Here is a 24,364-nt window from a genome sequence, read left to right on the forward strand (position 1 = left end):
GGCAGGCTTTTTCCTATCTTCAAACATAATCAAATCATTTAAATATTGAATATTATGCTTTTAAGTAACCTTGAGTCTGTTCCTGGACATACGATTTCCCAACAACTTGATGTGGTCTATGGCAGTACGGTTCGGAGTAAACATGTGGGGCGCGACTTTCTGGCAGGTTTAAAAAATATTGTTGGTGGTGAACTCACTGCCTATACCGAGCTTTTAGAAGAATCACGTCAAGAAGCCATGAATCGTATGATTGTAAAAGCACAAGCTTTAGGCGCCAATGCCATCGTAGGAATCCGTTTTTCAACCTCAAATATTGCCCAAGGCGCTTCAGAATTATTTGTTTATGGCACTGCCGTCCGTGTCACCCCATTAAACAACCATCTCCCTGATCCATTTCCAACACAGGCTTAACACATGGAAAGTTTAATTTTCCAGTTACTCATCTTTGTGGTGTTATTTAGTGTCGGTTTTGGCTTTGGTCGTTATAACGAACGCAAACATTTGGCAGAACTGGAACACAATGAAAAGCGCCTTGCCTACATTACCGTAGGGAATTTACGCAAAGTAAGTTTCGAACAGTCTGGGCACATGATCAGCAGCAATGTTGTAATTTCTCACGATTATTTCAAATATGTACTGGCCACCGTACAAAACTTTTTTGGGGGTAGACTCACAAGCTATGAAAGTGTCGTGGATCGTGCCCGTCGTGAAGCCATTGTCCGACTCAAATTGGAAGCAGAGAAATACGGCGCAACGCATATCGCTTGTATACGACTGGCGACTACCGAAATGGGTATGCAAGGCGGCATGGTTGAGGTTTTTGCTTATGGCACAGCTATTTTGAAGTCGTAAATCATCTTCCACATTCACCAAACTCAAACAGCATGAGCTTTCTAAATAACTCATGCTCTTCTCTCACCGACTATTGTGCATTTGGCATGATAGATTACTCGCTAGCGTATAACGCTCTACACTGAACAAAAATAAAATGGATATCACCTACCCTGCAAATAGGTCACAGATCATGAAATCTTTAGTACTGAAAATAAGTATGGCTGCATTCAGCATGATTCCACTTGTAGCCAAAGCTGAATTAATTGTATTGGCCTCTCCGCAAAATCATGATGCTTACTATGCAAAAGTGATGGATGATATTTTCGACTTTCACGTCGATTATGCAAAAAAAATTATTAAAAATGGAGATGATGTCATTGTTCTAACCGATAAACAGCTCTACCCCGACTATGTCAAAGCCTTGGGCAAAAAGCATGTCGCAATTGCCCCAATGCAGGACATTTGGATGCGCGATTTCAGCAGTGCTAATCCTGCTCAACCTATCATGTTTCGCTACACTGCCGCAGGGCAAGGCGGAGGAAAAAAAGGACAAGCCATTTCAGATGAGGTACAAGACAAGTTTAAATCCTATAGTCAGAAAGCGGGTTTACAGTTTACTCAAAGTAAGCTGTTAAATGATGGCGGTAATTGGGTTGAAGACGGTTATGGCAATGTCGTACTGAGCACCAAATTTTTAACCGACAATAAGCTCACTGAAAATGAAGCTCGTAAGAAATTAATGGCATTAACAGGTGCAAAGCAGATTGCCTTCATTGAAGCTGATGAACAAGGTGGCTTGGAACATGCCGATGGTGTGGTCAGCTTTATCGATCAAAATACTTTGGTGATTAACACCTATCCTGAAGATCCTGACTATGCCAAACAACTTAAGGCGGATTTAAAACGCGGTATTCCGAATCTCAAAATTCATGAAATCATTACTCCTTATGATGGCAGTGAAATCTACGATGAAAAATTTGGATCAGCTTGTGGACTGTATACCAATATGCTGGTGACGCCTGAACGGATTTATTTTCCGCAGTTTGGTATTAAAGCAGATGCCGTAGCTTTAAAACAAATTCGGAGCATGACGAAACGTACTGTTGTGCCAGTACAGTCCGTAAATGTGTGTCATATGGGTGGCGGCGTACGTTGTATGTCTTGGCAAGTTCGTGGCAAAAATGCAGAATTGTTGTTAAATTATTTAAACAAAATCAATCAATAAATCATTCATTGGTTTTTATAGTTATGATCAAAAAAGGAGAAAGCATTGCTTTCCCCCATAGTTCCCCATTTACTTTACTTTCGCTTTACGAATCATACGATACAGTGCACTTGGTGATAAACGTGAAACCAGCACGCCTAATTTTTCTTTACGCCCACCAATCACAATATATTCATCACCTTGCATCAATGCTTTGACTGTGTGCTGTGCAAATTCATCTGCTTCTAAACCATTGGCGGTTGCTTCATTATCAAAACCTTGTGCCTGACCCGCTCCATTTAAAGCATTAATGGACACATTGGTTTTTACAAAACCAGGGAAAACCACCGAAACATCCACCCCATTCTCTGCCACTTCTGCTCTTAAACTGTTTGCCCACATATGAATGGCTGCTTTTGCCGCAGAATAAGAGGCACGATATTGCGTCCCTAAGAGTCCAGCAATACTCGAAACAAATACCACCCGCCCTGACTTTTGCTTTAAGAATGTGGGTAAAACAGTTTTGGTCAAAAATATCTGTGAAAAGTAATCGACTTCCATAATGGTGCGTTCTGTTTGCATGGTGGTTTCTGCAATCAGGGCACGCTGACTTAAACCCGCATTATTAATGAGCCAGTCAATGTGTCCTTTGGCCGCTAAGACTTGTTCATACGCATGTAATACTTGAGCTTCGTTGGTAATATCGGCGCAAATAGAAAGATGCAAATCTGGATTTAACAATCCAACACGAACCTTTTCCAATTCGTCAATGCGGCGAGCGGTCAACACCACTTGTGCACCTTGTAATGCACACTCTTGTGCCAAGGCCTTACCTAAACCTGAAGATGCCCCAGTAATCCATACCACTTTATTTTCTAAACTGTCTAGCTTGGCCATTGTTGTCTACCCTGATTCAATTACGGCGAGTGCCTAATTGTTGGTTGAATTTCCTAAAAAAACAAGAAAATGATTGAAATAATGACTCATGGTTTTGGCATCATATTGCGTGCCCAATTTATCAAAACGCTTATAGCCCATTTGTGTAGTGACATGAATGACCCCGTTCAAGGTCTTATCCACCACTACATTAAATTTCAGCATTTTTTTCGGAATCCGAATTAAATGCGTCACCCCCTGATCCACAATTTGAGTAAATGCCTGTAAAGCTGGAATCACCGCGGAATTATTGCCTTGTTGCATTTCTTCGGCGCAACTGAGCAAAGCTTGAACACTGTCTTCATCGACTGGATAGGACAAATAAAATTCACCCTGTTTTTGATACATCAGTTCGTGCAGATAATTCACCATCGGCAGCAAGCGTTCATTACCAAAAAATGACACCGACCATGGCATATATTTACGCGTGGTTTCCATAATGTGTTGAATTACTTTGGCAGACTCATTATCCCCCGAATGCGAAACGCGGGTAATCTCACCAAAAACTTGATCAATCACTTCATAGGAAATATCTGCCAGCACCTCACCCAATGCTTTAGACAAACTCTCAGTTTGCCCTTGATTGAGTTGTTGATGAATATCCTGAAAACGTTGATGGGTTGCTGATTTCAACTTAAGTGAAATAACATAACTCATTCTATTTTTTCCTTTTTATCAAGTTCTACGATCTTGTACGCGGTCGTTATACAAGCTTCATCATAAAACCTCTCACTTGCTGTGACAATTGCAGAAACAAAGCATTTGACGAACATCCCAAAGCAGTTATTTTTTTGCTACACTAGCTGCAATTTTTTATTCACTTTTTATCTGTTCTGACTATGACTGATTCTGCGCAAAACATTGCTACGACTTACGATCCGACTGAGATCGAGAAAAAATGGTACCAAACTTGGGAAGAGCGTGGCTATTTCAAGCCCTCTGAAAAAGGTGAGTCATTCTGTATCATGATTCCACCACCAAACGTCACCGGCAGCTTGCATATGGGTCATGGTTTTAACAATGCCATTATGGATGCCCTCACACGCTACAACCGTATGTCAGGCAAAAATACCTTATGGCAACCGGGTACAGACCATGCGGGTATTGCCACGCAAATGGTGGTTGAGCGTCAGTTGGGTGCTCAAGGTGTCAGTCGTCATGACCTTGGCCGTGAAAAATTCATTGAAAAAATTTGGGAATGGAAAGAGCAATCAGGTAACACCATTACCCGTCAAATCCGTCGTTTAGGTTCATCTGTAGATTGGTCTCGTGAACGCTTTACCATGGATGAAGGTTTATCCAATGCCGTGAAAGAAGTATTCGTGAAATTACACGAAGATGGCTTGATCTACCGTGGCAAACGTTTGGTGAACTGGGATCCTAAGCTACAAACTGCACTTTCTGACCTCGAAGTTGAGTCGGATAAAGAAGAAGCAGGTTCACTATGGCACTTCAAATACTTCTTTGAAGACAAATCTCTACGTACGCACGATGGCAAAGATCACATCGTTGTTGCAACGACTCGTCCTGAAACATTGTTAGGTGATACAGCCGTTGCTGTGGCACTGGATGATGAACGCTATACACACCTTGTGGGTCAGAACATCATTCTGCCAATTACAGGCCGTGCCGTTCCTATCGTGAAAGATGAATATGTTGATAAAGAATTCGGTACAGGCTGTGTGAAAATCACCCCTGCACACGACTTTAACGACTATGAAGTCGGTAAGCGTTGTGAGCTGCCTATCATCAACATCTTCAATAAAAATGCAGAAGTGTTGGCAGAGTTTGAATACATCGCGAAAGCGGGCGAGCAAATTTCTAAAACCATCCCTGCTCCTGCGGACTATATTGGTTTAGAGCGTTTTGCTGCACGTAAGAAATTGGTTGAACAAGCTGAAGCTGAAGGCTGGTTAGACCAAATTCAACCGTATACACTCAAACCACCTCGCGGTGACCGTTCAGGCGTAATCGTTGAACCATTATTGACAGACCAATGGTATGTAAAAATTGCACCGCTTGCTGAGCCAGCTATTAAAGCGGTGAAAGATGGCGACATCAAGTTTGTTCCTGAGCAGTACAGCAACATGTACATGGCGTGGATGAACAACATTCAAGACTGGTGTATCTCTCGTCAACTCTGGTGGGGTCACCGTATTCCAGCTTGGTACGATGCTGAAGGCAATATCTATGTGGGTCGTGACGAAGCTGAAGTACGTGCCAAAAACAACATCCCTGCTGATGTTGCGCTGAGTCAAGATGAAGATGTACTCGATACTTGGTTCTCTTCTGCGCTTTGGACGTTCTCAACCCTTGGTTGGACTGGCGATGCCAAGAAAGATGCGGAAAACTATTTCCTCAATACTTTCCACCCAACGGATGTGTTAGTGACTGGTTTTGACATCATCTTCTTCTGGGTTGCTCGTATGATTATGTTTACGATGCACTTTATGAAGAATGAAGATGGTACGCCACAAGTACCGTTTAAAACGGTATACGTTCACGGTTTAGTTCGTGATGGCGAAGGTCAAAAAATGTCGAAGTCTAAGGGCAACGTGCTTGATCCTTTAGACCTCATTGACGGTGTAGACCTTGAGACTTTGGTACAAAAACGTACTACAGGTCTGATGAACCCGAAACAAGCGGCGAAGATTGAAAAATCAACCCGTAAAGAGTTCCCAGAAGGCATTCAAGCCTATGGTACGGACGCAGTGCGTTTCACCTTCTGCGCGCTTGCCAACACAGGTCGTGACATTAAGTTCGATATGAAACGTGTTGAAGGTTACCGTAACTTTGCCAACAAAATCTGGAACGCAACCCGTTTCGTAATGATGAACTGTGAAAATCAAGAAATTGGTAGCGAAGTTCGTCAAGACCTTTGGGAATTGCCTGAACAGTGGATCGTAAGCCGTTTGCAAAAAGCAGAAGCTGCGGTACAACAAGCTTTCGCAACTTACCGTTTAGACTTGGCTGCACAAGCGATTTATGAGTTTATTTGGAATGAATACTGTGACTGGTATGTCGAGCTGACAAAACCTGTTCTGAATGATGAAAACGTGTCGGTTGAGCGTAAAGCTGAAGTTCGTCGTGTACTCCTTGCGGTGATGGAAGCGTCTTTACGTCTTGCACATCCATTGATGCCGTATTTGACGGAAGAAATTTGGCAGACGCTTGCACCGAAACTTGGTATTTCTGGCGAAACCATTATGCTGGCGCAGTACCCTGTTGCTAACCCTGAGCGTGTAAATGAACAGGCTGAAGCAGATATGCAATGGCTTCAAGGTTTGATTGGTGCGGTACGTAACATCCGTGGTGAGATGGGCTTAGGTAATGCGCGTTTATTACCAGTGCTTCTACAAAACACGACGGAAGCAGAAAAAGCACAGATCACACGTATTGAAGCGTTGTTTAAAGCCTTGGCGAAAGTGGAAAGCATTACGTTCTTGGCTGATGCTGAACAACCGCCATTGTCTTCTTCTTCTGTGGTTGGACATGCGTCTGTCTTTGTTCCAATGAAGGGTTTGATTGATCCGAAAGCGGAATTAGGTCGTTTACAGAAAGACTTAGACAAAGTGCAAAAACAGCATGACGTCATTGCAGGCAAACTTTCTAATGAAGGTTTTGTAGCGAAAGCACCTGCGGCTGTGGTTGAAGGTGAGAAAGTGAAACTGGCTGAGTTTGCTGATCAGTTAGTGAAAATTAAAGCGAATATGGAGCAAATTGCTGCGCTTTGATGCTTTCAAGTGATTAATAATTAAACTAAAATCCCTTCTAATTAGAGGGGATTTTTTATGTCGTTAAAACCACAACCAAATAAAATAATTGAATCAAATGAAATTCACTGGAAACTAATTAAGCAAATCAATAGTGGCGGAAATGGGTTAATTTGGACAGCTTATGAGCAAGATAATCCATCCCATATATGTGTATTTAAATTTTTACCTAAAACAAACCGTCCAATTGAATTTTCACGATTAAGAAGAGAATTTGAGGTCCATACCGCTCTCTACCAATCTCAAGAAAAATATAGTGTATTGCCCATTTTTGATTATTCATTAAATGAAAATGATTACTCTTGGGTACGATTACCTTTAGCAAAAACATTTGATGAAGGTATTTCTGAAACAGCATTTTTACAAAAAATTCAACTTATTATTAAAGTATGTAATGATATTAAACACTTACACTCAAAAAATTATTGTCATCGAGATATAAAGCCTAATAATCTTTTATTTTTGGACAATACATTATATTTAGCTGATTTTGGTTTAGTGACAGATCCACAGGAGACTACAGGGATTACTCCTCATGGAACACGTATGGGGAACTACCAAACAATTGCCCCTGAAATGCGAAAAACTGATAAGGACTTAGAAACAGAAGATTATAAGAAATCAGACATCTATTCTATTGGCGTAACAATTTGGATGATTTTAACTCAAGATGAACATGGATTTGATGGTGAATATTCAGCCTCTCAAAGAGAAAAATTAGAACAGATTTTATTTAAAGAAAAAATTATTTTGACTAACATTCACATAATTATAGAAAGGTGTACTAAAACCAACCCATCGGAACGCATAGCTTTAGAAGAAATAATTTATATATTAAATCAAGTAGAGGAATCACTGAAAAATTATTCTAAATATATAGATGGTAAATGGAACGATGTATGCAATAAATTAAACCCTTACCAAGCTTGTAAAGTTGAGCTTACAGATATACAAGCAATATATAATTTTCTGAATACATTTTATAGTTTTGAACCTGATTTACATCATGCATTTTTCCCTAATGGTGGTGGACTTGATATTCACGGTATTGAATTATATGAAATACAAGAACAAAAATTTATTATTATTAACATGAGTGGCTTTAAAACATGGATTAAGCCTAAAAGATTAGTTTATCGAAATTTCTCAGCAGATATTACGAATAACTACATATATTTAGAAACCAACACAATACCCAATATTAAAAATTACTCTCAATCCGAAACTACTGAATACACTCTTATCAATAATGATTTCATCACTGATGCCAAGCATTGGGAGTACAATTTATTCGAAGAACAACCGCTTCCTGAAAACTCACCAAGAATAACCTTTGTTCATAAAGGTAGTTTTTTATTCGTAAAAAATGATAGTTGGTATAATAAGGTAAGCTCCACGTATGATGGACGTCATAATAAAAAATTTTCCTGCTTTGAGGAATTTGACAAGTATTTTTGTGAAAGCTTCTTGAGCTATCGAGAAATTCCTAAAGCAAATACACTACCTTTTGATTTTAAATATGAAAGATTAAGTATTTCTCCTAAAGTAGATTTTTTGTACCTAACTATACAAGAAATTCGCACTATTATTAATGGACTAAAATTTGACGAATCTGATGATGAACTTGGAATAATTCCTAGTGGAAAACTATTGGAACTTCTCCTTAAATCAGATGTTCTAGAAATAGAAAATAAAGTTTTCTTACAAAAATACAGTATTGAAAAAATAAGAGAATTTTGGTGCTTATATAATTTAGGTAAACAATATGGGTGGAAAATCGAAATGAGCGCTCAGTTCTATCAGCAGTTTTATGAAGAGTATATCTCATACAATTGGGAAAAGTTAGCAAATAAAATTTCCTCAAGAAGTACGAGTGCAATCATCGATTTTATTAACAGAGCATTAAAAAACCTTAAACATACTGAGTTTGTGGATGATTTAAAGTCGAATACCACTTCAGAATAAATTTACTGTCATATGACCCTCACCCCAGCCCTCTCCCATAGGTAGAGGGAGCATCCTTTGTGTATTTAATAATTATTCGATACACAACGTTCCCTCTCCTTCTAGGAGAGGGTTAGGGAGAGGTGCTTTTAAAGGCTTACAAAACCCCATGCCCCAACAACATCTCCACCCCACTCACCTTTTTCATATGCTTTAAACGTTCTTTTTCCCACTTCACCTGCTGCTTTAACTCAGCAGCATCCTTATCAATCACCTTATACACATCACTCATTTTGAGCTGTTTAGTGTTGATATGACTACTCAAGTGAAAAGATGCAAATATCTCCTCTAACTGGCTTTGTAAGTTCTGACTCTGTGCTTCCAAAGACAACTGGTAAAACTTCACTTGCTCAGAACTTAAAGCTTTTGAGCTTAAGCCTTTATTGGTCTCTAGCTGTAATTGAAGTTTCAGTAAATAAAATAAATCCTGCTCTGCATAAGCTTCATTGACCTTCTGCAAAAGTTCGGTCTTCTCTAACTTCTTCTCTTCATCAGGTTCACGGTCAGGGTGAATCATGGCGGTTATTTTTAAATACACGGTTTTCAGCGACTGCGCTGCCATTTTGGCTGCTTGCTCACGTTTTTCTTGTTGTTTTAACTGCTTGGCACGTTCTCGCTCTGCTTCATACTGGGCAGAATTATATTCATAATTTTCCCAGTCTACATCCACGTTTTGTTCTACCGTTTCAGCGCGGTCATGATTTTGTATTGAGTTCGCTTTAGCTTTCTTCGCGCGTACATGCTCTGCGTGCTGCTTATAGAAAGTGTCAATTTTCTCTACCTGTTCTTGTTGCACGGAAGTTAGCCTCTGTGATTTTTTTAGCATCTTGGCTAAAGCGGCTATTTTGGTGTCAATCTGTGCCAAGTCTGCTTTGCTAAAAGCATCACTGGCTAAGTGATTCCATAGGGTATCGAGCTGTTCAAATAAAATCGTATTTAACTCTGTATAAACAGGTAAAAGCTTACTGCGCGTATAGTTTTGAATGTCGGCTTTGGCGTTTTGCCATGTCGCCAGTTCTTGTTTTTGTTGTTCAATCTGATCAATTAAGCGATTTAATTTTTTCTGTTGTGGAGACTGTTCAGCCCTGTGCTCTAAGCTGATTTTGAGATTGAAGGACATACTCATCCACACGCTGCAAAATAAAAGCACTATAACAAGATTACCCCGATGATAGAATGTCCATCCCCGATATCGCCCAATCTAAATCATTGATTTACTTCAACAGAAATAAATGCACAATCACAGTACCTTGCATGGTGCGACATACCAATAATGGGTTTTAAATATCATAGGTAGATCGTTGTATTGATCTTGTTCTCATCTGTTTTTATCCGAACAGTGACCTATACATATATACGCGTGTAAGTAACTCCAATATTTAAAAAAAGCACATTAAAATCAAATAATTATATTTAAGTTAAAATCCAGAATCTATTTATCACTCTAGAATGTTCCAACACTAAATTGTTTATTTTTATTAAACACAGTATTTTATTAAATCATACAATGCTGCACAGGCACGGATTCTGCTTTGTTCACTCTAGATTCTATCTATTGGTCTTAAATTTGTTTAAAACTTAAAGATTTATCGTTAACAAAGCATCAACAATCTGACCTGCACAACTGACTAAAACTCGCGCTAAGATGAAGTTAAATCTGTTTGTTAAACAAGCAGCCAATAATGCAAAAACAAATAAGCTGATGGATATTCAGTCAATAAATAAAGTGAATGATGAGAACAAAACACAAGGAGTTTGACTTATGTTATTAAAACGGCCCCTGACTTCCCTGCTCTGTGCCAGTACGTTGGTATTCGGTTTAAGTGCCTGTAGTGGCGACAAGACACCAAGTGGTAGTGATTCTGCGGGCAAAGAAGGTTCCACATCGGGAACGCTACAAAAAATTAAACAGTCAGGTACCATTGTATTGGGCTATCGTGACTCTTCCATTCCATTTTCCTATATAGCCGATAATCCGAATCAACCTGTGGGCTATGCACATGATTTACAACTTAAAGTTGTAGATGCAGTCAAACAAAAACTGAATATGCCCGATTTAAAAATTCGCTATAACTTGGTCACCAGCCAAAACCGTATTCCATTGGTCTCTAATGGTACAGTCGATTTAGAGTGTGGTTCGACCACCAACAACAAAGAACGCCAGCAACAAGTTGATTTTTCTGTGGGATATTTTGAAGTGGGTTCGCGCTTACTTACCGCTAAAGACTCTGGGGTTAAAGACTTTGCCGACTTAAAAGGCAAAAAACTGGTAACCACCGCAGGGACCACTTCAGAACGTTATATTCGCCAACATGAAAAAGAACTGGGGATTGGTGAAATTATTTCTGCCAAAGACCATGCTGAATCTTTCCTCATGCTACAAAACGGACGTGCTGCAGCATTTATGATGGATGACATTTTACTTGCAGGGGAAAAGTCAAAAGCCAAAGACCCAAATCAATGGGTGATTGTGGGCACTGCACCTATTCATGAAATTTATGGCTGTATGCTCAGAAAAGGCGACACTGAATTTAAACAAGTGGTAGATGATGCAATTAAAGCAGTCTATAGCTCAGGTGAAATTAATAACATGTATAAAAAATGGTTCGAACAACCTATTCCACCTAAAAATATCAACCTGAACTTTGCAATGTCAGAACAATTAAAAGCCCTGATAGCATCACCACATGACCGTGATCAGTAATTTATGCTGATCATTCTCTCAATGATTCTCAGGTAGTGCTTTTCGCCTACCTGATTAAGAATATGGAGCTCCTATGAACTATAGCTGGAACTGGGGCGTACTATTTCAATCTACAGGTGTCGGTGACAGTAGCTATTTCAACTGGATTTTAACAGGCTTAGGTTGGTTACTGTTTATTGCCATCGTGGCATGGTCTATCGCATTTGTCTTGGGCAGTATGCTCGGTATTATGCGTACGCTTCCAAATAAAACAGCGCGTGCTATAGGCACGGCTTATGTGACCATTTTTCGTAATATTCCTTTATTAATACAACTGTTTATTTGGTTTTATGTAGTACCTAATTTTTTACCTGCGGGACTGAAAGATTGGTGGATCAATGATTTAAGTGCCAGTACCAGTGCCCTGATTTCTGCCAGTATTGGCTTGGGACTCTTTACGGCTGCACGGGTCTGCGAACAAGTCCGTACAGGGATTGAAGCCTTGCCCAATGGGCAAATTAATGCAGGCTATGCCATGGGGTTCAGTACTGCACAATTATACCGTTACATTATATTGCCGCAGTCCTTCCGTACCATTTTACCTCCACTCAGCTCCGAACTGACCAACTGTGTAAAAAACACCTCGGTCGCGTCACTGGTGGGTGTAGCTGAAATTATTTCACAGATGAAAACAATCAGTGAGTACACGCAAAACACCATCGAGATTTATACCTACGTCACCATTATTTTTATTGTGATTAACATCTGCTTAATTCAATTCATGACTTTTCTGGAAAAACGCTTGCGTATTCCTGGCACGATTGCAGGAGATAAATAATGGACTGGCTCACTGCATTTATTCAAGATTTACAGCTCTCTGCACCTGCCTTATGGCACGGTCTCAGTATTACCTTGAAAGTCGTCAGCATAGCGACCGTCGGGGGGATTTTTATTGGGACGTTACTGGCTTTAATGCGTCTATCTTCAATTCGGATATTGAATCTAATCGCACAAGCCTATGTCAATTTATTCCGCTCTATTCCCCTGCTGTTGGTACTGATGTGGTTTTACTTTGCGGTTCCGTTTTTCTATACCGCAATTACAGGCAAGTATTTGACCATCGATACCGCTTTGGTTTCGAGTATTGTTGCCTTTATGCTGTTTGAGGCAGCCTATTTTTCAGAAATTGTCCGTGCAGGTATTCAGTCTATTCCCAAAGGGCAAAGCGCCGCAGCTTATGCACTAGGCATGAGTTATGGTCAATCCATGCGTCTCATTATTCTGCCGCAAGCCTTTCGGAAAATGACGCCATTACTACTTCAACAAACCATTATCTTGTTCCAAGATTCGACCATGGTGTATGCAATTGGCTTGCTCGATTTTTTCCGTACCAACTATGTTCGTGGCGACCTGATGTCATTATTGACCCAGTACATTCTATTTGCTGGTCTGGTTTACTTTAGCATCAGTCTCTTGGCAACATTTATTGTGAAAAAAATTCAAAGGAGATTAAAAGTATGAGTGACCAAAAAATAATGATTGATCTCCAAAATGTCAGTAAATGGTATCAACAGTTTCAAGTCCTGACCGATTGCACCACGCAAATTTGCCAAGGTGAAGTCGTGGTGGTTTGTGGACCTTCAGGTTCAGGCAAATCAACCCTCATTAAAACCGTCAATGGTTTAGAACCCTTTCAAAAGGGTCAAATTTTGGTGGATGGTATCCCCATTGCAGATCCCAAAACCGATTTAAATAAGCTGCGTAGCCGTGTAGGCATGGTGTTCCAACACTTTGAGTTATTTCCACATTTAAGTGTGACTGAAAACCTAACCATTGCCCAAATTAAAGTTTTAGGGCGTAGTGCGGACGAAGCGAAGAAAAAAGGACTGGCTTACCTAGACCGTGTCGGATTAAGTTCGCAAGCGGATAAATTCCCAGCACAACTTTCTGGGGGGCAACAACAACGTGTCGCGATTGCGCGTGCTTTGAGTATGGACCCGATTGCCATGCTGTTTGATGAACCAACTTCCGCACTCGACCCCGAAATGATTAATGAAGTACTCGAAGTAATGGTCGGTCTGGCAAAAGAAGGCATGACCATGATGTGCGTCACTCATGAAATGGGCTTTGCACGCCAAGTGGCGAATCGAATTATCTTTATGGATCAAGGCAAAATTGTCGAAGATTGTTCCAAAGATGAATTCTTTACCACGCCGCGTAGTGAAAGGGCACAACAATTCTTAGAAAATATTTTGCATTAATTTCGTGCACATTCATCAAGAGGGACTCAACCCGCTTGATGAATTTTTTTTCTCATCCTTGATCAATAAAAATGCACTTCAATCTGCTGATCTGGCGAATTTAAGTGACCCGAAAAATTCTGAACAAACATTCAACTTATATCTATGATTTTTAATTTAATTAAATAGAAATGACAATTTTGCATTATTTTTAATTGCAACATAGAGCACTCTTTTAAGCCGATATGCACTATTTTCCACCGAATAATTCATGATTTTATCTGAATTGGTGCATTTTTTGCTTAATTATATGCATGAACGGAGTATTTGGTTGCTGAACTCCAATTTTTAGATTTACTAAACTATTTTGGTGCAAATCCTCTTCCCAAATTTGTACCTAAAGTCGTATTTAGCACTTTTTTCGAGCAAACTATGCAAGATATCGATTTACTTTTTCTGCTGCTAGGAGCAGTGTTGGTACTGGCAATGCATGCCGGTTTCGCATTTTTAGAACTAGGAACAGTTCGACATAAAAATCAGGTCAATGCCTTAAGTAAAATTCTGACAGACTTTGCGCTTTCAGCAATGGCTTACTTTTTCGTAGGTTACTACATCGCCTATGGACATCATTTCTTCCATATGGGAGCAACTTTGGCGGCAGATCACGGCTATAACCTGATGCGCTGCTTCTTTTTACTGACTTTTGCTGCCGCTATTCCTGCGATTATTTCTGGTGGTATTGCAGAACGTGCCAAAATGCGTTCCCAAGCACTGGCCACACTACTCTTAGTCGCATTGGTGTATCCATTCTTTGAAGGCATTGTTTGGAATGGTAATTTTGGTATTCAAACATGGTTAGAGCACACATTTGGTGCACCATTCCATGACTTCGCAGGTTCGGTGGTTGTCCATGCGATGGGTGGATGGATTGCTTTAGCCGCTGTAATTTTACTGGGCGCACGCCATGGTCGTTATAAAAAAGATGGCCGCGTCAGTGCACATCCGCCTTCATCCATTCCCTTCCTTGCCCTAGGTTCTTGGATCCTCATAGTCGGTTGGTTTGGCTTTAACGTCATGAGTGCACAACGTTTGGATGCCATTTCAGGCATGGTTGCCATTAATTCATTAATGGCTATGGTGGGCGGAACCATTACGGCCAACATGATGGGTAAAAATGACCCAGGTTTCTTGCATAATGGGCCACTTGCTGGTCTGGTTGCTATCTGTGCAGGCTCCGATATTGTGCATCCTTTTGGTGCGCTTGTGATTGGTGCCATTGCTGGGATTATTTTTGTGAAGTTCTTTACCTATACCCAAAACAAACTCAAAGTGGATGATGTACTAGGGGTCTGGCCATTACACGGAATTTGCGGTGCCTTTGGTGGGCTAGCAGTGGGTATATTCGGTCAACAATGGTTAGGCGGTATTGGTGGCGTGTCCATGATGTCACAAATCATTGGCACCCTATTCGCGATTGTGGTCGCACTTGTAGGTGGATTCGCGGTGTATGGTGGTTTAAAAGCCTGCATCGGTATTCGCTTATCGCAAGAAGATGAATTCCGAGGTGCTGATTTGTCCATTCACAAAATTTCAGCAAATTCGGACGACAGTATGTTTTAAGTTTTCTCAATTTTCGCATATTACGAAGCGATTCTCAGGAATCGCTTTTTTTATGCTTTAGATTTTATAATTACTCTAAATAAGCATATAACTCATGTAACTGTTGAATACGGGGAACGTGTAAACGTTCATCTTCAGGGTGAAAACCTTGCAACCAGATAGCCTGCATCCCTGCTCGTTGCGCGCCTCGAATGTCATTTACAGGATGATCTCCAATGAACAAACATTCTGACGGATGTACCCCCAAGTTTTCCGCAGTATGCAGAAAAATCTGCTGATGGGGCTTACTCATTCCTGCCTGCTCAGAACTCACAATCACATCAAAATAGTCCTTGAAGCCAAGTCCAGTTAAAATATTCAAGCGAGTTGCATGTCCACCATTCGACACCACAGCCAAAGCGTAATCTTGCTGCTTCAAGCTTTGTAACAACTCTAATGCTCCAGACATGGCAACGGCACACTGTCCAAAATACTGAAACCAGAAATCGGTTAAATCATCAAAATCCACCTCTGTTTTCCATTCCAATTCTTGCAATAAAGTAAATGCAACCGATGCCCCAATGCTCGGGTGAGTCAGTTGTTCTTTTTTAGGATAGCCGCCATTATCAATTCGGCGGATAATGTCTTGAATTTTTTGTAAGTCTGGGCGCAATAAAGCTGAGTCAAACTGCTGTAACACATATGCACTATAGCGCTGAATACTTTGGTCACGGTGGGTTAAGGTATTATCCAAATCAAATAATACGGCACGAATAGGCATAACATTCTCGGGTGACTTTTGCCTTTTAATCTAGCATTTTAGAACATGTTTACATTACAGATTATCTGCTAAGTTCTACATCAAATCTGTTAAATATATCAGCTCATCTACCTGCTTTTAAGATTCAATTAAGTCCGATTTAAGTTTGCTTTGCTCTAATCAGAGTCATCCAAATCTCGTTTGTACGACCATGTCTGAATTACAACGCTTTAGCCTAAAACAAGGATTGATTCTGCTAGGCTGTTTTATTCTTTTACAGTTCTGGTTTCCTATTGGCGGACAACTCGACCAAATGTTGATCCAACCGTGGACAGGCACTCATGGACAATTTCCATGGCGTTATGACTGGTTCTTGGAAAAGCTGAATCATAAATATGTTAAAAATCTGCTCATTCTCTGTGATATCAGCTTTGTTAGCCTTTGGCTTGCGAGTTTTAAAATTGAACGTTTGGCAGCAAAACGCTGGCAGTATGCTTATCTGTTCTGGATTTTAATTTTGAGTACCAGTGTGGTGGGTATTCTTAAATCACAGTCGGAGCATGCCTGCCCTTGGAATATGACAGAATCCACAGCAACTGGCTTTCTCTGGAATTTCACTCTTAGTCATGGTCACTGTTTTCCTGGCGGACATGCAGCAACGGGGTTTGCCTTAATGACAGGATTTTTTGCCTTCAGACAAACAGCGCCTAAACGGGCTTATTTCTATCTTGTTGCAGGCTTGATTTTAGGTTTTGGCATGGGTTGGGCACAAATGATGCGTGGTGCTCACTTTCTCAGTCATAATTTATGGACAGCATGGGTCATTTGGGGCTGTAACGTCGCACTTTATCCATTCTTTTATAAACGATTGGTTCCTGCTCAAACTTTAGAGTCAGAGCAACCTTCTGTTATTACTCAACAACCTGAAACAGTAAACTCTCAAGAAGCAGCTTAAAATCCTTTCTAACGATAATTGTAATTATGATACAACTGTCAAATTAATGATGTCTCTAGACCCTTCAATTCGCTCAAGTCAGCATGTATTTTTCGTACTGACCACCTATTGAATAAGTGCCTCATTCAAAAATAACAGCACACTTTGAAGTATGTTCGAACTGAAAAAAATTTATTAAAAGCAATCTCAACTAACTTTTGCACGAGTTAAGCCAATTGCCAAATTACAGCAATCATTGATCTGACTTCACCTGTTTAGGGAACTGCACTTGCACAAATAAACCACCCAGAGTTTGGCTCTTACCAAACTGAATTTTCCCACCTAAATGTTCCGCTGCCTTTTGCACAATCGAGAGACCTAAACCACTTCCCATCTCTAAATGATGATGAATGCGATAAAAGCGCTTCATAATCTGTTCATATAAAGCAGGATCAATTCCGGGCCCACTGTCTTCAACTTGAATAATGGCCTCATTGCCTTGTGAAAAAATCGAGACATTAATCACGCCATTTTTAGGCGTGTATTTAATCGCATTATCAATCAAATTATAAATAATTGAGCGTGCAGCAGACTCTAAACCCTTAACCAATACTTCCTCTTGGCGCTCCATACCCAAATCAATCTCTTTATGCAAAGCCACATGAATCAATTGTTCTACACAGTTTACTGCCACTTGGTTTAAGTAAAATGGCTGTTGCTGCATGGTATGTAAGCTACTTGCATCTTGCTTGGCTAAATCAAGTAACTGGCTAATTAAATGCTGAATACGAATTAAACCTTGGCTCAAATTTTCCAATGCCGTGTTTTCTGGAAATTCACGTAATAAAATCTGCATTTGTAAATTAAGCGCGGTAATTGGTGTTCTTAACTCATGTGCTGCATCTGCAATGAATTGACGCTGCTCTTGTTGTGCCGACTCAATCCGTTCAAATAAATAGTTCATCTCTTGAATGGTGGGAATTAACTCAACAGGATAACGACTCAATTTAATCGGGGTTAATTCATCTAGATCACGGCGGGCTATTTCTTGTCTAAACTCATCCATTGGTCTTAGACTGCGTAAAATCACCCAGCCCAAACCCCATAAAATAAACGGGATCATCACCAGATATGGTACAAACATACTGGTGGCTAGTTCTAAAGCTAAATGGCTTCTTGCAGAAAAAGGCTGGCTGACCTGAATTTGATAATGTTCTGTTGGTAATACATACATGCGCCACACCCCTTGCGTGGTGGAGCGGTCATAAAAACCTGCCTGATCTACATTATGTAATAACAAATTAAATTGATGTTGAGGATGTTCCTGTTTTTCCCAGACATCAATAAACAAGTCTTCTTCATGATAGCGTTTATGAATATCAAAATGGCTTTTGATTGGCGTGGGATCATGTACAGCAACACGTTCCGCAAGATTTTTCATTTGTGCATCAAGAATTTCATCCAGTTCACCCAATGAAATCCAGTATGCCGTTGCAATTAACACACCTCCCAACAGCAAGCTAAACCCCGAAACAAAAATCAGCAATCTTTTCTTTAAAGATGTTTGTGTTGGCATTGCGTGCAATTGCTGCATAAAACCCCTAATCCAATTTACCTAAGCGATAACCCATACCACGAATTGTGCGGATAAAATCTTTACCCAATTTTGCACGCAGGTGATGAACATAAACTTCAATTGTATTGCTATTTACTTCGCTATCGAAGTCGTACAGCTTATCTTCTAAATTGGCTTTGGAAAAAATCTTATTCGGATAACTGACCAACGGCACCAGAATTGCCCATTCACGATTGGAAAGTTCCAACTCTTGCCCATGTAATAAAGCAATGTGTTGCTCAACATCTAGCACCAAATCACCGTAACGAAGCATCAATGTTTCACTTGAGGGTGCTTCTTGAGTAGTGCGACGCAATAAAGCTTGAATACGTGCCAAAAGTTCTACAAATTCATAAGGCTTGACCAGATAATCATCTGCGCCCTGATTCAAACCATCGACACGATTCTGCACCTGATCACGCGCAGAAATAATCAGTACAGGTAAACTCGGAAAACTTTGCCGAATTTTTGCCAATACCTGCATGCCATCCATCATAGGTAAGCCCAAATCTAAGAGCACCACATCAAAACTTTGCTGCTGTAAAAGTTTTAATGCATCAAGCCCATTGTTCACCCACTCCACCTGAAAATCATGCAATTTCAACAAAGTCTTGCTGGATTCTGCAATCATGAAGTCATCTTCGATCATTAAGATTGTGGTCATTCTGCTTATCCTGATTTATGCCTTTCCTGTTGGATTGATTTGACATTGTTTTAACATATCATTTTTATCATCAATCACTTGAGTTTTAATTTCAAGCAACGACAATAAGGTCGGAAATAAATTATCCTGACTACGAACAGCTTGTTTTTGCTGTTGTAAACAGTTCACTTGAGATGAATTACCTTGTTGCCAAGCTGGTGAAAACCACATCATCATCGGCACGTGAGTTTGCTGAATTGGTGCAATAGCATACGGTGCTCCATGCAAGTACATGCCACTTTCACCTGTCGACTCACCATGATCCGATAAATACCAAAATCCTGTTTGATAATTTGGCACATCTTTAATGGTTTGAATGACCTGATTTAAAACATGATCTGTGTACACAATTGAGTTGTCATAACTGTTCAACAATTCATCTCGGCTACAACCTTGAATGGCATTGGTTGAACACATTGGCTTAAAGGGCTGGAACTGTTCCGTAGAACGCTTGTAATAAGCCGGACCATGACTTCCCATCTGATGCAACACAATGAGTTGTGGTGTTTTATCTTGGGCTGGAATGCTAGCCAAATATGACTTCAAGCTATCCACTAAGACCTCATCCATGCACTCACCTTCTGCATCACACCATTTTTGTTTTAATGGTGCTGGAATTTCAAACTTATGCACGCGATCACAAGTCCCTTTACAGCCCGAGTTATTATCAATCCATGTCACTTTATAGCCTGCACGCTGTGCAATATCGAGTAAACCTTCACGGTGACTTGCCAATCGCTCATCATAATCCTTACGTGGCATACCAGAGAACATACAAGGCACCGATACCGCAGTTGCCGTACCACAAGAACTCACCTGACTAAAGTTAATGACATTTTGTTTAGACAATTCTGGATTGGTGTTTTTCGCATAACCATTTAAGGAAAAACTCTCCGCACGTGCTGTTTCACCCACTACAAGTACCATTAATTTTGGCATTGCTTGCTTACTGGTATTAATGACTCGATGTGCGTCAGTCCCATAGGTCACTAAGGGTAAATTTTCTTTTGGTGCTTTCTTTTTATAATACGATATAAATGATGCAATCATATTTTGTGGAGAAATCATCGCTTTCAAATCGCGGTTTCCACGAAAAATCGCTGCAAAATCAACGTAAAACACAAATAACAGACTACATACAATTGCAATAGAAACAACTGAAGCAATACCTTTCTTAACGATTTGACGAAGAATAGGCTCTGGTTTGAATTTAACCATTAAAATAGCAATGATCGGTAAAACCGTCATTCCCAAAGTCCAAACCACTAAATGCCATGACCATGTATCCTTTGCTTCAGAAATATCCGTCTGCATCAAATTTTGGATCTGATCTGGAGTAATTAAAACACCTAAACTGCTCACTGCATAAGATGCAAAACCCCCAATAAATACCAAGGCAATCGCAATCGGTTTTGCAGTCCATTTCCAATTCAAAATTTGAAAAATGAATGTATATGCAGCAACCAGAACGCAAACTGAAGCCGCAATAAATAAACTAGACTTTATGCCTGTATATGGGGTAAGCGATTGGATTCGCTCATAAAATGGTACATTTAGAACAGCGGCTAACCATATTGCCAACAATAGGTTAAACGTAAGTAAAGACATCGACTTTATTTTGAGTTTCTGCAGTAACATAATCATCACGATCAAAAAAAGGAAAATCCTAGCTAGACTAAGATATAAATTAAAACTTAAAACTGACTTAAAATAAAAAAAGGACGCTACTTTTGCACCGTCCTTTTGGATGATTTTTTATTTACACTTAGAATTTGAATTCTAAACCAGTACCAACTACAGGTTGTTTAGTTTTATTGCTTGCTTGCTCAAGTGTTAAGTAACCACCGTAACCATACAACTTCACTTGCTTGCTGAATGCATAATCTACGCCAGCCATAATTTGGTCAGCATCATAGTCATTTTTACTCGATTTGAAACTAGTTGTGTTTGCACTGTACTGTGCTTTAACAGTCCATGCTTTTGCAGATGGGATGTTATATTCTGCACCCACTAACCAACCATCAGACTTATCAATATCCGCTGCTGCTGCATCATTGCCATTCGCAGCTTCAACTTCAGACGTTTGATACAACGCTTTCAAAGCCAAACTGTTGTCGAGCACATTTAAACGACCAATCGCACGTAAAGTATTTGCTGCTGCAAAAGCTGTACCTGCTACACCGCTCGTGACTTCTGGTACAGATGCATTTGTCATACCACGACCTGCAAATGTCGTTGGAACCGCTTTATCATATGCTACACCCGCCACAACAACTGGGCTGTCATAGACTAAAGATGCAGACCAAGTATCGCCTAAACCACGACCCGCTGCTTTAGAAGCACCATTGCCTTTTGCAATACCACTGTCTTCACCAGTTGCAAGTAAAGCATTAAATTTGATTGCACCTGTAGGTAATGTCAGTGCTGGCGCTTCATAGACCACAACATTCGCAAGACGTACTTCACCCGTCATAATGCCTGTGACATCTGCTTTATTCGCAACATAGTTATTGAACGTATCGACAACACTTGAAAGCTGTTTCAATGGAGTATCATGCGTACCAACTTTCACAGTACCCAATTTGGCATCTTTTAAACCGACATAACGGTTACGTGCAGACCAATCTGTCCCTTCGCCATCTGCGTTAAATGCCCATTCAGCTAAATACACCGCGCTTAAACGGTCATTTAATTTTTCATCACCTTTGACACCAAGGTAAGAACTGTTTGAACTGACTTCGACTACATCTTTATCAGAAACAGGTGAAGCATTATCTTCTGGTAAATAGTCCACACTCGCATCAATCTCACCATAAAACGTTGGTGCCGCAAAAGTTGAACCCGCTAACAAACTTAAAGCAATCGCTGCTGCAATTTTGGTTTTCATTAAATCATTTCCCTGGTGTTAATTTTGTTACAAATATTACATTGCAGTCACATATTACAAAAGGATTAAATTTTTATTTATATATATGTTTTAATACTTTAGGCTAACTACAACTAAGCAGCTGAATTGTAATATTATTTTTCATACTTTGCCCATCGGAAAATTGTAACAAGGCAGAAAATCGCTATAAAAACGATCAAAAATAGATAATTTGCATAGCCTAAAGCATCAGCAACCACGCCACTGACACTATATAAAATCCCGCTCACCGTTGCCATAACTGCAACCTGAAAGGTGAAATCTGTGGCTGCGTACTCAGCACGACTATATTGCATCACGACCGTTAGCATCACCACTAACAACAATGCAGCAATCAAATCCTCAGCAGCGTTAATGACATAAATCACCCTAGGCGCCACGGCCTGTTGCTGTTCATATTGATAAGCCAACCAAGCATAGGCCGCTAACGACATAATTTTAAGCCAAGAGAAAAACCATAATGCTTGAGCACGGCACATCGTTCTGAGTAACATCCCTGCCAAACCAGCCCCACATAAAGCTGCTATTGCGCCCAACATGGTCACATACACACCTATTTGACTAAAACTTAAACCTAAGTCAACCATTAATGGCTTAAGTAAGGGGCCAGCAAGCCCATCTGCGACTTTAAACGTCAATAACACCCAGAGCCAACGCCATAACACAGGGCTACTTCGGTAATAGACGACATAATCGGTCATGGCTTTCCATTTTTGCTGTCTTGAACTTGAAATTGGATGTTGAACCCGATGATGTGAACGTTCCTGATACAGCCAAATGGGCACGGTATTCAGAAGAACTATCACCGCCATTATCCCAAAGGTGCTCCGCCACTCAAGCCAGTCCAGCATCCAAAGCATGGCTCCGCCACCGACAATAAAACCCAAACGAGAACCGATCACCTGAAAGGTATTGCCCCAATGTTGCTGTTCAGATTTTAAAATGCGAACCGCCAGACCATCTGTTGCAATATCTTGCGTCGCACCTAAAACGTTCAAACTCATTAAGACAATAAAAAATAAAAATAAATATTGAGGTTGATCTAATGCATGAATGGGTAAAAAGGACAGTGCGATCAATGCCATGACCGTGAGCAACTGTGTAGGAATAATCCAACTCCGATAATGCCCCTGCTGACGATTTCCGAAATGATCTACCCACGGCGCCCAAAAAATTTTGACTGACCAAGGCAGCATCAACAAGCCGAAACCACCAATATGTGCCAGTGAGACGCCTTCTGCACGCAGAATGACAGGAAGTGCATGGGTCATAAATCCCACAGGCAAACCTTGTGCCCAATACAAAGAGAACAGCAAAAGATAAACATTTTGTGTAATCGGCATCAACAGTAATCCTACGATGGGTCCATGATGTACCGCAGTGAGCATTTTTGCACATCGAAGCTTACATTTTGCCAATGAAGCCCTAATTCTGAAAGCGTAATATCAAGAAAAACCAAGAATATTTGTCAGGATGACAAGCCCATGTCCGCTTCATATTTCCCTGTGCTTCCCCCTCACGTCCCCACACGAGGTAGCACATTAAGCAAGCGTTTTTTTCGGCAGCTTTTTCTGGCGCAAGGCTGGTCTTTTTCTGGTGAATTTCCAGATTTACCCAAAGCGGTCGCCATTATTTCACCGCACACCTCCAATATTGATGCTTGGCATGGCTTTACTGCACTCTTAGGTTTAGGCATTCAAATTACAGTGTTTGGTAAACATACCTTATTTAAAACACCGCTCAAACCACTGTTAAAATGGATTGGCGTGATTCCTGTTAATCGCACCTCCCCACATGGTTTAACAGAGCAAATTGTTGAAATCATTCAAGCAAAAGAGCAGATTTGGGTGGGCATGGCACCCGAAGGTACACGAAAAAGTGCCACTAGCATTAAAAGTGGTTTTTATCGTATCGCGGTCGCTGCCAATATTCCAATTGTCATGTTTGCCTTTGATTATGATCAGAAAACTATTCGTTGTTTAGGTGTGTTTTATCCAAGTGGTGACTTTAATCAAGATTTACCTAAAATTTTAGCCTGTTATGCAGGGCAATTTTCTGCGAAAAATCCTGAATGGCTGGCAAAACCGTTACAAACTTTCGTCAAAAAGTGACTGGTAATATGTGTCAAAATTTGATCTGATGTGCGGGACTTT

At 40.3% G+C, this 24,364-nt stretch carries 21 protein-coding genes; 12 read left to right on the forward strand and 9 right to left on the reverse strand.

Features of this window, described 5'->3' with window-relative positions:
• The first annotated feature begins 54 nt into the window (after positions 1-54).
• The 3 genes from E0H82_RS00670 to E0H82_RS00680 all read left to right on the forward strand — a co-directional run bounded on the left by E0H82_RS00670 (position 55) and on the right by E0H82_RS00680 (position 2,059).
• Positions 55-411 carry a YbjQ family protein gene (locus E0H82_RS00670; RefSeq protein ID WP_131262532.1) on the forward strand — a complete coding sequence of 119 codons (357 nt, stop codon included), beginning with the start codon at positions 55-57 and terminating at the stop codon, positions 409-411.
• A gap of 3 nt (positions 412-414) precedes the next feature.
• Positions 415-852 (forward strand): YbjQ family protein, encoded by a 438-nt coding sequence (locus tag E0H82_RS00675; protein ID WP_131262533.1) that lies wholly within the window; start codon positions 415-417, stop codon positions 850-852.
• A gap of 172 nt (positions 853-1,024) precedes the next feature.
• Positions 1,025-2,059, forward strand: a complete 1,035-nt coding sequence (locus tag E0H82_RS00680; RefSeq protein ID WP_131262534.1) for an agmatine deiminase family protein — start codon at positions 1,025-1,027, stop codon at positions 2,057-2,059.
• Positions 2,060-2,128: 69 nt separating this feature from the next.
• On the opposite strand, the gene E0H82_RS00685 is transcribed toward E0H82_RS00680, so the two are convergent.
• Both E0H82_RS00685 and E0H82_RS00690 read right to left on the reverse strand, forming a co-directional pair.
• Positions 2,129-2,935, reverse strand: coding sequence for an SDR family NAD(P)-dependent oxidoreductase (locus E0H82_RS00685; RefSeq protein ID WP_131262535.1), 807 nt, complete (start codon positions 2,933-2,935; stop codon positions 2,129-2,131).
• A 33-nt stretch (positions 2,936-2,968) separates the two neighbouring features.
• Positions 2,969-3,631 carry a hypothetical protein gene (locus E0H82_RS00690; protein WP_131262536.1) on the reverse strand — a complete coding sequence of 221 codons (663 nt, stop codon included), beginning with the start codon at positions 3,629-3,631 and terminating at the stop codon, positions 2,969-2,971.
• A gap of 182 nt (positions 3,632-3,813) precedes the next feature.
• On the opposite strand from E0H82_RS00690, the gene E0H82_RS00695 reads away from it, so the two are divergent.
• Both E0H82_RS00695 and E0H82_RS00700 read left to right on the forward strand, forming a co-directional pair.
• Positions 3,814-6,708, forward strand: coding sequence for a valine--tRNA ligase (locus tag E0H82_RS00695; RefSeq protein WP_131262537.1), 2,895 nt, complete (start codon positions 3,814-3,816; stop codon positions 6,706-6,708).
• Between the two features lie 57 nt (positions 6,709-6,765).
• Entirely contained in the window at positions 6,766-8,712 is a 1,947-nt protein-coding gene (locus tag E0H82_RS00700) for a protein kinase domain-containing protein (protein ID WP_131262538.1), read from the forward strand.
• Between the two features lie 136 nt (positions 8,713-8,848).
• Here the strand turns inward: E0H82_RS00700 and E0H82_RS00705 are convergent, their stop codons facing one another.
• Positions 8,849-9,871, reverse strand: a complete 1,023-nt coding sequence (locus E0H82_RS00705; protein WP_131262539.1) for a molecular chaperone DnaJ — start codon at positions 9,869-9,871, stop codon at positions 8,849-8,851.
• A 642-nt stretch (positions 9,872-10,513) separates the two neighbouring features.
• Between E0H82_RS00705 and E0H82_RS00710 the strand changes: the two genes are divergently transcribed.
• From E0H82_RS00710 to E0H82_RS00730, 5 genes are all read left to right on the forward strand, one after another.
• A complete protein-coding gene (locus E0H82_RS00710; protein ID WP_131262540.1) occupies positions 10,514-11,455 on the forward strand; it encodes a transporter substrate-binding domain-containing protein in 942 nt (313 codons plus the stop codon).
• 73 nt (positions 11,456-11,528) lie between these two features.
• Positions 11,529-12,272 carry an amino acid ABC transporter permease gene (locus E0H82_RS00715; RefSeq protein ID WP_131262541.1) on the forward strand — a complete coding sequence of 248 codons (744 nt, stop codon included), beginning with the start codon at positions 11,529-11,531 and terminating at the stop codon, positions 12,270-12,272.
• On the forward strand, positions 12,272-12,955 hold the full coding sequence (locus E0H82_RS00720) for an ABC transporter permease subunit (RefSeq protein WP_131262542.1): 684 nt from the start codon (positions 12,272-12,274) through the stop codon (positions 12,953-12,955). Before E0H82_RS00715 ends, E0H82_RS00720 begins: the two co-directional genes overlap by 1 nt.
• Before the next feature lie 14 nt (positions 12,956-12,969).
• Positions 12,970-13,695, forward strand: a complete 726-nt coding sequence (locus E0H82_RS00725) for an amino acid ABC transporter ATP-binding protein (RefSeq protein ID WP_171458243.1) — start codon at positions 12,970-12,972, stop codon at positions 13,693-13,695.
• A 411-nt stretch (positions 13,696-14,106) separates the two neighbouring features.
• Positions 14,107-15,294 (forward strand): ammonium transporter, encoded by a 1,188-nt coding sequence (locus E0H82_RS00730; protein ID WP_131262544.1) that lies wholly within the window; start codon positions 14,107-14,109, stop codon positions 15,292-15,294.
• 70 nt (positions 15,295-15,364) lie between these two features.
• Here the strand turns inward: E0H82_RS00730 and E0H82_RS00735 are convergent, their stop codons facing one another.
• Complete coding sequence (locus E0H82_RS00735; protein WP_131262545.1) at positions 15,365-16,054, reverse strand: HAD family hydrolase; 690 nt, start codon at positions 16,052-16,054, stop codon at positions 15,365-15,367.
• A gap of 190 nt (positions 16,055-16,244) precedes the next feature.
• On the opposite strand from E0H82_RS00735, the gene E0H82_RS00740 reads away from it, so the two are divergent.
• Positions 16,245-16,988, forward strand: a complete 744-nt coding sequence (locus E0H82_RS00740; protein WP_131262546.1) for a phosphatase PAP2 family protein — start codon at positions 16,245-16,247, stop codon at positions 16,986-16,988.
• A 232-nt stretch (positions 16,989-17,220) separates the two neighbouring features.
• Here E0H82_RS00740 and E0H82_RS00745 read toward each other — a convergent pair whose 3' ends face one another.
• From E0H82_RS00745 to E0H82_RS00765, 5 genes are all read right to left on the reverse strand, one after another.
• Entirely contained in the window at positions 17,221-18,543 is a 1,323-nt protein-coding gene (locus E0H82_RS00745; protein ID WP_131262731.1) for a sensor histidine kinase, read from the reverse strand.
• A 25-nt stretch (positions 18,544-18,568) separates the two neighbouring features.
• Positions 18,569-19,246, reverse strand: a complete 678-nt coding sequence (locus tag E0H82_RS00750) for a response regulator transcription factor (protein ID WP_131262547.1) — start codon at positions 19,244-19,246, stop codon at positions 18,569-18,571.
• A 15-nt stretch (positions 19,247-19,261) separates the two neighbouring features.
• Positions 19,262-20,923, reverse strand: a complete 1,662-nt coding sequence (locus tag E0H82_RS00755) for a phosphoethanolamine transferase (protein WP_131262548.1) — start codon at positions 20,921-20,923, stop codon at positions 19,262-19,264.
• Between the two features lie 127 nt (positions 20,924-21,050).
• The gene (locus E0H82_RS00760; protein WP_131262549.1) at positions 21,051-22,172 is read right to left on the reverse strand and encodes a porin; all 1,122 of its coding nucleotides are present in this window, start codon (positions 22,170-22,172) and stop codon (positions 21,051-21,053) included.
• A 134-nt stretch (positions 22,173-22,306) separates the two neighbouring features.
• Complete coding sequence (locus E0H82_RS00765) at positions 22,307-23,554, reverse strand: MFS transporter (RefSeq protein WP_131262550.1); 1,248 nt, start codon at positions 23,552-23,554, stop codon at positions 22,307-22,309.
• Positions 23,555-23,695: 141 nt separating this feature from the next.
• Between E0H82_RS00765 and E0H82_RS00770 the strand changes: the two genes are divergently transcribed.
• Positions 23,696-24,322, forward strand: coding sequence for a 1-acyl-sn-glycerol-3-phosphate acyltransferase (locus tag E0H82_RS00770; protein WP_131262551.1), 627 nt, complete (start codon positions 23,696-23,698; stop codon positions 24,320-24,322).
• Positions 24,323-24,364: the final 42 nt, after the last annotated feature.

It is taken from the genome of Acinetobacter sp. ANC 4910, assembly GCF_004331035.1.
GTDB lineage: Bacteria > Pseudomonadota > Gammaproteobacteria > Pseudomonadales > Moraxellaceae > Acinetobacter.